Source organism: Deltaproteobacteria bacterium, assembly GCA_040223695.1.
Classification (GTDB): Bacteria; Desulfobacterota_D; UBA1144; order Nemesobacterales; family UBA2774; genus JAVKFU01.
The window spans coordinates 132,227-144,822 of sequence record JAVKFU010000019.1 but is presented as its reverse complement, the minus strand read 5'-3'; the positions used below and the strand labels follow the sequence as shown (position 1 = coordinate 144,822).

The window sequence follows — 12,596 nt, the reverse complement described above, 5'->3', positions numbered from 1 at the left end:
TTTCCTACTCTTCTAATTTATATCCTATGCTTCTTACGGTTTTAACCATATTGCCCGCGGCCCCCAGTTTTTCCCTTAGGTTTTTAATATGAACGTCGATTGTCCTGTCGTACACCAGTTTATCGTCTCCCCAAAGCCTTTTCTTTTTTAAAAGCTGATCTCTCGTAAAGACCCTGCCCTTACCCTCGGTGAGCACTTCCAGTATCTTGAACTCCGTTGTGGTTAGAAGAACCTTGCCGTCGTTCACGGTAACTTCGTATTTTTCGGTGTTTATAGAGAGCGGGCCGATTTTGATAACGCTATTATCCGAATCCTTAACGCCGGTCCTTCTCAGTACGGTTTTTACCCTGGCTACCAGCTCCCGCGGGCTGAAGGGCTTCACTATGTAGTCGTCGGCTCCGAGTTCGAGTCCCACCACCACATCCGCCTCACTTGCTTTTGCGGTCAGCATGATTATAGGCACCTGCGACGTGCTCGTCTTGTTTTTCAATATTCTGCAGATCTCCAGACCGTCTATGCCGGGAAGCATTATGTCGAGTACCGCGAGGTCAGGGGCCACTGATTCTATGTAGGAAAGAAAGTCCCTGCCGTTGTGAAACTCCTTTACCTTAAATCCCTCTCTTTTGAGGTGATGACCCACAAGCTTGACGATGTCTTCCTCATCATCGACTATTGTGATTAATTTTTCCGTCATACGCCCAACCTTTTGAAAAGTTTACCTATAATGTAATTCATAGGTCCAGTCTTGCAATAACGTCCGCCTGCGCTTAATCGAATCTTAACATCAATTTCACATCAAATTAACGGCCCTCTTTTATATTCTTCGCACAAATCTACTTTTAAAGGAGGAAAGTCGAGAGATGAAAGCGCTATTGAAATTGCTTTTAATTGCAGCGGTCGTTTTGCCGTTTTCAGGCATGGACGCCGGGGCGCAGTCGACTAAGCAGGATATCGAGGCTTTAAAGAAGCAGATCGATGCTATACAGCGGCAGAGTCAGCAGCAGATCGAGCAGCTCCAGCGTAAGGTTGAAATGCTAGAGACAGCCAGGGAGGCGGATAAGGAAAGGATAGTTGAAATAGAGGAAGAGAACAGGGACGCCTGGTATCAGAAGTTCATGGCCAAGTACGATAAAGGTCTGACCTTTCAGTCCGATAACGGGAACTTTAAAATGAGGTTCAGGATCAGAGGCCAGTTCAGGCTGACCGTAGAAGATGAGGATGACAGGGATCCTGAAACAAGTACTAATTTCGAGGTAAGAAGGCTCAGGTTTATATGGGACGGACACGCGTTTAAACCATGGTTCCTTTACTACGTTCAGTTTGGGGTTGAGGGTTCCGCATCCCTGAGAGATATGTACTTCACAGTCGCGTATGATAATAATATCGCTCCGAGGGTAGGCCAGTTCAAGGTTCCCTTCGGCAGGGATGAACTAAATTCATCTTCCGCCCTTCAGTTTGTCGACAGGTCTATCATAAACGATGAGTTCGGCCTGGGAAGAGACCGCGGCGCCGTATTATTGGGCGGGTTCGGACCGCAGTACAACTTCTCGTATTCAGGCGGTGTGTTCAACGGCGACGGCAGAAACGGCTTCAGTAATGACAGCAACCTTCTCTACGCGGGAAGGCTCCAGTTCGGCTGGGGCGGAGAAGGTAAAAAATTCAAGGCCAATAGTTCATACGCTACCGGCGAAGCTTATGAGATCGTTCCGAATTTTGCCAAGTCACCGACGATTACGATCGGCGGCGGCGCAGCCGTGCTGCCCGGACTCAACTGCGATAGAAAATCGCCGGATAACGACACATGTGACAGGATGGCTGAGCTGGGTTTGATCAGAGCCGATTATATAACAGCAACTGGCGACATAAACTTCAAAATGCCCGTATTCAACGTACAGGGCTCGTACTACGGCAGGTGGATAGACCCGGATCAGACAGGAATCGCTCAGGACACTGCCTATGACCAGGGCTTCAACGCCCAGGCGGGTGTTTTCGTACTGCCCAGGACGGTTGAAATCGCCGGAAGATTCTCCTGGATAGACTACGATACTTCGAGCGGCGTTCTTCCTCCGGATGTCGGAAGCGTGAGAGATACGAAATGGGCTGTTACTCCCGGCCTCAATTACTACATTTCCCATGACCACAGATGGAAGATACAGCTTGATTATTCGTTTATAAGAAATGAGTTTACCGAGGGAGCGCCTGATGTAGATGAAAATCAATTCAGGGCCCAGTTGCAGGCCTACTTCTAGGAAAGTCGGCTCTGAAGTGCATTTTGTTATGAGTTAGATTAAATAAGATCATCTCCCTTTTATTCCGGCTCCGAAACCTCCGAAACCCGGCGCTTGAGGTAATCTCGAGCGCCGGGTTTCAATTTATACGCCGGTTGTTTCCCCGATGGCGGTAAAATATAGATATAATTAATCCGCTTATCTCCTTATATATGGTCTAACTCTCAAATTCCGGACTCTGCAATACTGTATTTATTAAAAACACACATTATTAAGGTAAATGCGTTTTCCTTGGTTCTCTTGAAAACGGATGTGTCCGGAGATTGTAATAATGTAGTTGTGGCTGGGTGAGAAAAGCCCGGGTCTGTGAAGATTTGTCTGATGTATTGTTTGGGTTATAACCGCCCCCGCGACAAGTATAGAAATCGGCCTGCCCTTTGCTTCATACGGGAGGGTGCTTTTTTCAATGTCCTTCACTGTTTTTTCTATATCGTAGCTTACCTTATTATGTAGGCTTCTCCGTCCTTGCCTAGCGCGTAAGACGCCCTCGAGTCGTAATCGCGGAGTTAACCTCCAAAACCGCTTTTGCGATGAATTGATGAGGAATCCTATGCAGTTATTCGGGTCGGGACCGAAATCCACAGCGTCACCGGCAGAAATAAGACCGTCGCGAGCTTCCTTTTCCAAATCCGCGTGGAGCGCGTGCCGGTTTGCGTGTATATCGGAGATAACCAAAAATTTTATCTTAAATTAAGGAAATATAGTGACTAATTGATAATTTGGTATAAAATTAGGATTAAGAATGCATTTATGGAGGAGCAAAATCGGATTTGCATTCTTTGATGAAAATTTGCTGTTTTTTCAAATTAGAACTGGATTTTTAAACAAACTGTGATAGAATGTGTAAATCGGAGAGAGAAGTCGAGAGGCTGAGCTATGCAGGTAGAAAAAACCTCTTGACAAAAGATTTTAATTTATATAAAGTAAGCTCAGAACTTTAAAAATAAATCTAAGGAGGTAAGGAGAGATGAGTAAAGCCAAATGGCTTATTTTGTTTTTATTGGCTCTTTCTATGGCCGTCCCGGCGTCTGCAGTCGAGCTCACCTTGGGCGGTTTTCCGAGTTACATGCGTACTAGAGCGCGTTTTATCCAGAACGCTACCTTTATATCTGCATTGACTAGGCAGAACGCACAGGATCTCGGATTTAACGACAATGATGACACCATATTTTTCGCAGATACCACTCTGCGTTTAACCCCTCAGCTTGTGCTCAGTGACGCGGTTACGATCAGGGCGCAGCTTAATGTGTTCGACAACAACATTTGGGGTGGATCGACAACCGAGCTGCTCGGAGGACGTAACACGGTTGTTAATTCAAGTCTATCTTTCAGCGACAGGTTCAGAGGTGCTATACTGACAGGGCCTCTTGCCATAGACGATCCGGGCTTTTTCGATGTAAGAATGCTGCACGCAGACATAGTGCTGCCTCACAACCTCGGATTCCTGAGGGTAGGTCGTCAGCCTTTTGACTGGGGTATTGGTATTCTTGCAAACGGTGGTTGGGATCCTTATTCCGACCTCGGATTCGTGCTTGACAGATTCCTGTATCTTAAATCCTTTGCCGCTGGGCAGTCTTCTATTACCTTCGTATTTGTCTCTGACAGATTCACGCAGGGTAACAGCGTAGTCACGGCACAGGGCGACGGATGGGACGGTGGAGCAGCGGCTCTTATTTTCAACCATCCTAACGTAGGGGGCGTAAACTTAACCCTTGGCGGTTATGTATTCCCTTACATTCACCAGACCAATTTCGCGAGTTTTCCTTTCAACGGGACAGACCCGGGCGTGCCGCCGAACGCAGGCGCCTTCACGTCGGGTGTTACTCTTGACAGGCTGACTCTGTATTCCGGTCTGCTTGATCTTAAGACAGACCTCTGGAGACTCGTTGGAGAAATTCAGGGTTCCTGGGGTGAAATCGCGATTGACGGCGCTCCGGATGTCGATATAGACGCTTCTAACATCATCTGGGCGGCGCGTGCCGAGGTTTATCCGGGCTGGCCGATAAAAATGATAGGGGCAGAGTTCGGTTGGGCGAAAGGTGATGACCTTTCGACTGATGAGATAGAGGGTGGTGTTATATTCTTCAACCCTGCTTATAATCTCGACAATCTCCTTTTCAAACACATTATTCCGAACATTTATCAGGTTGAGAGCAGCGTATTCAACGCGTACTATGCCAGAGCGTGGGGAACGGTTAAGTTGATAGACGAAATTTCCTTCACACCTCAGGTTGTAGTAGCTTTCAACGAAGAAACGGACAATCCGTTCCCGGGCGTTGACAGTATCGATACTTACATGGGAACAGAAGTCGAAGGTACATTGACCTGGCATATACATCCTGGTGTTAGCCTCGATCTTATCGGCGGTGTAGTTTTCACAGGCGACAGCTTGGAGACCTTGCTCGAAGCGCAGGCTCTTAATACGTTGGCTGCGAACGATATCGACCCTGAGAGAGTTAACTATGATGAAACGCCATGGACCGTTCAGGGCAGACTGATGATCTTCATAGATCAGTTCTTCAAATAGAAATAAAATCATCGTAGTAAGGATGCTCTAGGGCTTCCCTGCTCGGTGTTATAAATTACAGCCCCTTCCCTTGCTTATGTGAGGGAAGGGGTTTTTTTTATTTAAAAATTGTTGTTCAGGATTTTTCTATGGCCCTTCTAATAAGTTTTCTCAATGTTTCAAGTGACTGATTACCGTGGACCGGGAATCTTTCCAGAAACAGCGTGGGAACCCCCAATACGCTGTTTTTCCCGGCTTCTTTTTTGTTTTCCTCTATTCTGTCGTACATGGTTCTGTTTTTAAGACATTCTTCCAGCGCCGTTTTTTCAAGAGACGCTTTTTCACCCACTTGAAGGATAATATTCATATCCCCTATGTTTTGGCCCTTGACGAAGTAGGCTTCGTATATGCCGTGATGAAATTCCCTGAATCGGTTCATTGTCTTGGCGAATTCGGATGCCTCGAGGCTGAGCCTGGAATTGGTTACAAAGCCCGGCAGTTTAACCCCCTCCCCCTCCTCCAGCGCAGTATCCTTGATTATCGCTACTCGTTTGAGGGACTTAATCGACTTCGAGAGCTTTTTACCCTGCGGTGGAAATTCGGGATGAATTTCGACCCCCTTCCAGTCAATCTCAAGATCAAATTCCCGGCTTAGAGCGTCCAGTCTCGTTGCTGTCAGATAACAGAACGGGCAGATATAGTCGTAGAACACGGTTATTTTCATAGTGTAAATAGATTATAGAGTACGTACGTGAAACGGTCAAAGGAGCCCTGCGGTAAAATTGGCTTACTCCCGTGGGGAATCGTATACTCCCGCAGTTTGAGGATATGACGACGAAATCAGACGGACAAGCATTTAACGGCTGCGGCTCTCTGTATTCGACAAAAGAGGGTTAATTAAAAAGGCATCCCTGCGGTCAATGCAATTTGGAGGTATTTATAAAGCGAATCAGTGTTTAAAATGTCTGAATCCGGTAAATACCATAGCCATTCCGTGTTCGTCCGCGGCCTCGATAATATCCTTATCCCGGATTGATCCTCCGGGCTGCACTATGGCCGTGATTCCGGCTTTGGCGGCTTCATCGATTCCATCCCTGAAGGGGAAGAACGCGTCCGATGCCAGGACGGAGCCCTCAGTGGGCAGCATCGCCTTCATCGTCGCGATCTTTACAGAATCCACCCTGCTCATTTGTCCCGCTCCTATACCTACCGTCTGTCCGCTACGGGCAAAAACTATAGCGTTTGATTTCACGTGCTTGCATACCTTCCACGCGAACTTCAGGGCCTCGAGCTCCTCGTCGGTAGGCTGGCGTTTTGTCTCGACCTTCATATCCTTGAAATCATCCTCTATTCCCGAATCCCTATCCTGAATTAGAGCCCCGCCGACAACCTTCTTGAAATCCAGGCCGGGTTTATTATTCGTGGTTAATGGCGGGGTTTTCATTACCCTCAAATTCCCCTTGCTCGAGAGCACGTCAAGCGCCTTTTCCGAATATTCGGGAGCAATTACTACTTCAAGGAACATGCCGGCCAGCTCCGAGGCGGTGACCTCGTCAACTTCCCTATTGAAAGCCACTATCCCTCCGAACGCGCTCACAGGGTCGCAAGCTTTGGCTTTGAGAAACGCCTCCACCAGGCTCTCGTCCGTAGCGACCCCGCATGGGTTGTTGTGTTTTACAATCACGCAGGCCGTTTCCGAAAAATCCTTAACGGCTTCAAGCGCGGCGTCCGTATCGTAAATGTTGTTGAGGGACAGCTCCTTTCCCTGAAGCTGAACGGAATTGGAAATGCACGGTTCCCCTACTTCCGGCAGCACATAAAAAGATCCATCCTGATGGGGGTTCTCACCGTATCTGAGCTTCATCCTTTTTTCGAAATGCAGCGTAATGCTCGGGGGGAATTTGGTCTTTTCATCCTCCGATTCAATAGCGCCCAGGAAGTTCGATATAGCGGCGGCGTAGCGCGCGACATAGGAAAACGCTTTCGCCGCCAGTCTGAAGTTGGTCTCGGGGGATACGGCCCCCTTGTTCTTCTTTAATTCTTTTAGTAAATCCTTGTAATCCTCAGGGCGCGTAACTATCGTAACGAATTGATAATTTTTAGCCGCCGCCCTCAGCATTGTCGGACCGCCTATGTCTATATTCTCTATAGCCTCGCCGAGACTTACGCCCTCGTTTTTTATAACCTCCTCGAAGGGGTATAAGTTGACTACCACCATATCTATGGGCTCGATGCCGTTATCGTTCATTTGCTCGATATGGGTTTCATCGTCTCTCAGCGCAAGGATTCCGCCGTGAATTTTCGGATGCAGTGTTTTAACCCGTCCCCCCAGTATTTCGGGAGAGCCCGTGTAGCTGGAAATATCCGTTACCTCCAGCCCCCCGTCTCTAAGGCGCTTTGCGGTCCCTCCGGTGGAGAGGATTTCAATATCGAATTCTCTGAGGCCCTTCGCGAAATTGGTTATGCCTTCCTTATCGGAAACACTGATTATTGCTCTTCTAATTTTATTCATCATGCGGCTCCTTGATAGAGATAATTGTTTGAAAACAAGGCTTATATGCTTAAGCGAGTTTTGGAATGTCGAAGTTCCGACCTAATTATAAAAACATTATTTTAGCGGAATGGCCGGAAATTCCAATAGAAGGGTGTTAAAGAGCGGTGTTTAATCAAAACCGGACTGCCGATAACCATTCCGGCTTTTGCGAATTTCACTGTTCTTACGTATAATTTCCAGTATTAACTTGAGTTGTTTTTAGTACAAAATTCAATATTAACAACTAGTTTAATCAGGTTAGCTTCAAGTTCGGGAGACCAATATATGAGGAACCAGAGGGTACTGAATTTCAGAGTCGGTTTGTTTGTGCTTATTACATTAAGCCTTTTTATTCTGATTGCTTTTCTTCTGTTCGGAGAGCAGCGTTTCTTTGAAAAGAGTTACACGCTTACCACGTCTTTTAAAAATACGGCGGGCCTGATAAAGGGCGCCGCTGTCAGGCTCTCCGGAGTACGCATAGGCGCTGTAACAAATATAGACTTCGCTCAACACCCCGTAGGGGACAAAACAATCAACGTTGTAATGAAAGTTAATAAAGAAGGTATGGAGAGGCTCAATCCCGACGCCAGGGCTACAATAAAAACCGAGGGTCTTCTCGGGGATAAATACGTTGAGATAGTACCCGGGGAAGAGCCGCCTCTGGCGAGGCTTCCCGACACACTGGCTATTGAAAGCCAGACCCCGGTAGAGTTCACGAGCATCATAGGACAGTCGGGTGATTTGCTTGCGAATATAATAAGTATTTCCGAAAGCCTCGATAAGATTGTAAAGGGCTTCGGCGAAGATGAAAACATTAAAAACATTAGCAAAACAATCGCCTCCGTAAAGGCGAGCTCGGAAGCTATTCAGGAGAATCTGGAAGCTATAAAGAAAAGTAACGGCATTTTAAACACTATGATCTACGGGCCAAAGGACCGGTCTGGAAAGAAAATCGACGAGAATACCCTGGTCAAGCTTAATAAGACAATTGCGAAACTCGATCGGGTGCTCAACCAGATTAATGACGGGGACGGTACGCTTCATTCCCTGATTTATGATGACAAGCTGTCAAATGACATCGACGACACAATGGCTAATATTAAAACCGCATCCGCCAAGCTGAACGGCGAGAACGGGGTACTGACAGAGCTTCAGGAAACGATGTCCAATTTCAGGGAGGTATCCGAAATGCTGAGAGGGGGCGAGGGTACGCTGGGCGCTCTGTTGATCGATCCGAGCGTATACGACAGTCTGAAGGGAATACTCGGCGAAGCGGACCGGAGCAAATTCGTAAGGGCCGCCGTCAGGTATCTGATCGACCAGGAAAAAGCCGAACAATCCGAGGAGAGCGGCAACTGAGGCTCAGGTGCAATAGCGCGACTCCGGAACAATAATGTGAAGCTTGGAAATAGGGCCTCGGAACAATTTGAATCTAAACGTTCTCTAATATTATCCGGGGTCTTAATATATTATTCCGGAAGCTCTGACCAGACACCCCCGTCGCAGAATACATCTATAGTTCCGGTTTCAAACCTTTCGAGCTCGGCCTCGTTAATATATGAGACGCAGGATCTAACAGAGCGGCTGCTCCCCAAGAGGGTCGGGCCTACCCAAAGCTGCTCGCTCTCCGTGTTAAGACCGGACTGTTGATCGGGTCCGTGCCCGGCGCATGGGTTATCAGCGCCGTTATAAACACCCGGCGTCCCAATGGTGCATTGCACAAATTCAAACCCCGCCTCTTCACATATAAACAGCTCCGGTTTGGCTATGTAATAAGCGGCATTTATATCGAATGTGTCCATTCCGTTTAGGTTGAGACCCTCCTCCAGGTCATTCATTCTATCTTGGGATGCCCGGGAAAGGAGTTTGGCCCTTGCGCCGCACTCAGGCTCAAGGAGAGAATCAATCTGTTCTCTCGTGTAAAGCGTGCTTGAGGAAAGGGAGAATGTAATAAATGTGACAGGAATGTCTGATTGCTCTAATACGATTTGTGCAGCGCGGAGGTCTTGCTGAACGTTAAAATCGGTGAATATTACGTCCGAGAACGGATACTTGAGCACCTCCCCGGGCGCTCGTCCCGCGAGATACACCATTTCTTTTATGTTCTTCAATGTTTCAGGGAAGTTTAGAACCAGGCACGCTATGTCTGTAAGGGGGCCGATTGCGAGGATTGTTATCTTCTGATTACTTTCTGTTAACAGGTTAGCCAGAGCCAGAACCCCCTCGTTTACACATAGGTCATCCAGAGTTTCAGGGGGCCCGGGACTACCTGTCCACATGACGGAGTCAGGCGTCGGGAGGGGTTCGACCGCCCCGCTAAGTATGGGGCCGTTCCAGAAACCGGGAGTGACATTAAACGTTTCTATAGCAGCGAATATTTCAGCGGGCTGTATATCGTTTCCCCTGACTACCGCCGCGCCCAACACCTCGGCATCGGCATAAGTGCTTATAAGTTCAACGGCATACGGGTCGTCAGTGTCCGCCGGTCCGGCGCGCCAGCCGCCGACAAGCCCCGCGGCAATGTCCGTAGAAATGAATATTCTCGTTTTATTGTCCTGCCCGTTTGAATTATTTGAGCACGAGTACAGCAAAAAAAAGACCGGAAACGCTAATAAAATAAGTGTAAATGTGATCTTAGGCATAAATTTACTCCCGCTATATAATCTTATTTATTTGTACTCAACCGCATGTGGAAGCGCGGCAATACTCAGGATTCTAACATATGGATTGTTTTCATTCCTCCTCATAGCTATGCTTTTATTTAAAACTGACAGTGCCTGTACGGACACTAAATTCGAAAACAATTTATATGAGGGTGATGGTATTGTGGCTTTAACTAACCGTGAATATTAATAAAGTGTTGGAGCGGGCGACGGGATTCGAACCCGCGACCCCAAGCTTGGGAAGGTAAAACAGCACTTTTTTATAAATCCCTGTAATCACATATCTTATAGAAAAGGCCTTTATTTTCTGACATCTTGAACTATTCGTCATAATAGTTATGTTGGTATTATTTGCTGTACTATAGACACCTTATTGGACACCTCTCCTATTAAAACAATAGACTATATTATCATTGTTCATTACAAACAATTATATGCGACCTCATCACCCTCATGTTTTGAACATAATTCCACAAATTTATATCCATTCTATTCTACTATTGGGAAAACATATAAAAGCTTAAATCGAGTTTAACAAAAGGGGTGCAGTACACTCGCTGAATTGATCCTGTGTTTCGAGTAGCGGTACATCTTGTTCCACTGCGACAGCTTTTATAACATCCTGATATTCACCATGAATCTCTCCCCCAGTTGAAAACATCGGTTATAGTATTGTCTTATGCCAAGAGAGTCGGAAGCTAGAATTATCCAGTAAATATCAATATAAAGAGGTGGTATTGAGACTATCGTTCTTTGCACTGCTTGTATTTTCCTTTTTTTCTCTATCTTTTATGACACTTAAAGACCTCAAGGATGCAGACGAACTTTATGCCCACATACATGAGGTAAATTACAAACAATTTGCGCGCGCGCCAGGGTTTGAAGAAAGAACTCTCGCAATACAACATCGTGAAAGCGGCGGGGATATGTACGTTGATATATATATGAATGAAGTCCTTGAAAAGGTTCTCGAAGCAAACGAGCCTATTGAAGAGTGGCCTGTAGGATCGCTTTTCGTAAAGGAAACATATGCGGATGAAGAATTTGTGCATATAGTAGCAAGCGAAAAACGGGAAGACGGGTGGGTATTCATGCAATGGAGAACTGACGGGGCGGCGGAATTCGCGGGTAAACCTCAAGTCTGTTTGAATTGTCATATGAAAGGAGACGATATGGTACGCGCGTTCAGGTTCCCTCAATATCAGAAATCAAAATGATTAAGAAAGAAAAATAAATCTAAGGAGGTAGTACATCAATGAATAGAATATTAGTGACTGTTTTGGGTTTATTATTAGTAGCTGTAATGGTTTTACCTCAATCTGCGAAAGCAGTTATGGAGTCTGCAAACCAGCCAAACGGCGTGTACTGCGAAATAAATGATGTAAAGCTTTTCGCGCAATCCGGGGAGGACTGTATCAAGGCAGGTGGGACGATAACACATACGGTTACTACAAATGTACAGCCGGTAGAGAAAGCCGGAGATAATCCTAACGAATTGCCTGAAATTCAGAGGGATAAAAATAAGGAGACAGAAACTCCTTAATATAAATACCAACCCGAGCCGGGAGGTGCGTGATAGCACCCTCGGCTCAGCAGATGGAATAAAGGGCCAATACATTGTTCTGTTCAAACATTGTTAATGCAGATCGCTGTCTTCGCTCCCCTAAATAATAAAATGAGAGATTTATGAGGCTTATAACTCTTTTATCAGCAACATCTCTGTGTCTATGCTTATTTATACAGCCGCTCTTGGCAATAACCGGTGAAAATACATATGTATTTGCCGTGTCTGCATGCCCCCCATGGAAAACAAAACTACTAGAAAAGCAGGCTAAGGATGTTGCCTCCGCGTGCAAGAATGACGTCGATGTATTTACTACATCAGTCAAAGAAGCTTTGGATATACCCTCTGAGAATATTTTTACTCTTGTTGATGAGCAAGCGACTTACGACGGTTTACAAAAAGGTTTAAAAGGGTTTGCGGATAAAGTTCCTAAGGGTGCAAGGGTTGTTATGCTCTTTAATATTCACGGAGACCTTACCAACATAAACAGTGGGGATAAACCCGTACAGGATGAGGTCCTCGTTCTCTGGACAGAGGAGAAACCCTTTACCGTGCTAAGCGCGCTTGCGCTAAAACAGTGGATTACGGCTAGTGAGCTTCGGGGCATGATTGACAAGGTGCGTGCGGATGAGATTGTAATTACAGTAGATGCCTGTCACGCTGGAGCAGCTGTGCCCGATATTCTAAAAGACCATGGACGTGATGAGGACTGGCGGGGACGTGAGGCGCTCATGATGTCATCCAAGGCAACCCAGTTTTCTTATTTTACCATGGACGGCTCAAACGGGCTATTCACCTTAAATCTATCCGAGTCTGTAGCCTCAGGCTCGTCTACGCTGCAGGAAGCTTTTGATATGGCGGCAATGGAGACGATGAGCCATATAGATTCAGACAGTTTCCAGAAAAAATGTTCAGAAATGCTTTGGGAGACTCTCCACAAGAGAGAACAATGTGAGCAGACACCCTTTACTTATGATCCTACGGATTTACTCCAGTCAATAAAGCTTAATTCCAAGAGACCGGCAGATAATTTTAAATAAAT

Annotated in this window: 10 protein-coding genes; 6 read left to right on the top strand and 4 right to left on the bottom strand. The window is 46.4% G+C overall.

Annotation, left to right across the window (positions count from 1 at the left end):
• Nucleotides 1-4: 4 nt before the first annotated feature.
• Entirely contained in the window at nt 5-694 is a 690-nt protein-coding gene (locus tag RIG61_12690) for a response regulator transcription factor (GenBank protein ID MEQ9620015.1), read from the bottom strand.
• Nucleotides 695-860: 166 nt separating this feature from the next.
• Here RIG61_12690 and RIG61_12685 point away from each other — a divergent pair, with 166 nt between their 5' ends.
• A complete protein-coding gene (locus tag RIG61_12685) occupies nt 861-2,249 on the top strand; it encodes a porin (protein ID MEQ9620014.1) in 1,389 nt (462 codons plus the stop codon).
• 1,006 nt (nt 2,250-3,255) lie between these two features.
• Nucleotides 3,256-4,815 (top strand): hypothetical protein, encoded by a 1,560-nt coding sequence (locus RIG61_12680; GenBank protein ID MEQ9620013.1) that lies wholly within the window; start codon nt 3,256-3,258, stop codon nt 4,813-4,815.
• Nucleotides 4,816-4,930: 115 nt separating this feature from the next.
• Here RIG61_12680 and RIG61_12675 read toward each other — a convergent pair whose 3' ends face one another.
• Both RIG61_12675 and purH read right to left on the bottom strand, forming a co-directional pair.
• A complete protein-coding gene (locus tag RIG61_12675; protein MEQ9620012.1) occupies nt 4,931-5,518 on the bottom strand; it encodes a DsbA family protein in 588 nt (195 codons plus the stop codon).
• A 225-nt stretch (nt 5,519-5,743) separates the two neighbouring features.
• Nucleotides 5,744-7,306, bottom strand: a complete 1,563-nt coding sequence (gene purH / locus RIG61_12670) for a bifunctional phosphoribosylaminoimidazolecarboxamide formyltransferase/IMP cyclohydrolase (GenBank protein ID MEQ9620011.1) — start codon at nt 7,304-7,306, stop codon at nt 5,744-5,746.
• Between the two features lie 306 nt (nt 7,307-7,612).
• Between purH and RIG61_12665 the strand changes: the two genes are divergently transcribed.
• Nucleotides 7,613-8,686: an MlaD family protein gene (locus RIG61_12665; protein ID MEQ9620010.1), complete on the top strand. Its 1,074-nt coding sequence runs from the start codon at nt 7,613-7,615 to the stop codon at nt 8,684-8,686.
• A gap of 110 nt (nt 8,687-8,796) precedes the next feature.
• On the opposite strand, the gene RIG61_12660 is transcribed toward RIG61_12665, so the two are convergent.
• On the bottom strand, nt 8,797-9,969 hold the full coding sequence (locus RIG61_12660; protein MEQ9620009.1) for a nucleoside hydrolase: 1,173 nt from the start codon (nt 9,967-9,969) through the stop codon (nt 8,797-8,799).
• A gap of 758 nt (nt 9,970-10,727) precedes the next feature.
• On the opposite strand from RIG61_12660, the gene RIG61_12655 reads away from it, so the two are divergent.
• The 3 genes from RIG61_12655 to RIG61_12645 all read left to right on the top strand — a co-directional run bounded on the left by RIG61_12655 (nt 10,728) and on the right by RIG61_12645 (nt 12,594).
• Nucleotides 10,728-11,207, top strand: a complete 480-nt coding sequence (locus RIG61_12655) for a hypothetical protein (protein ID MEQ9620008.1) — start codon at nt 10,728-10,730, stop codon at nt 11,205-11,207.
• Between the two features lie 38 nt (nt 11,208-11,245).
• Entirely contained in the window at nt 11,246-11,533 is a 288-nt protein-coding gene (locus RIG61_12650; protein MEQ9620007.1) for a hypothetical protein, read from the top strand.
• 143 nt (nt 11,534-11,676) lie between these two features.
• The gene (locus tag RIG61_12645) at nt 11,677-12,594 is read left to right on the top strand and encodes a hypothetical protein (GenBank protein MEQ9620006.1); all 918 of its coding nucleotides are present in this window, start codon (nt 11,677-11,679) and stop codon (nt 12,592-12,594) included.
• Nucleotides 12,595-12,596: the final 2 nt, after the last annotated feature.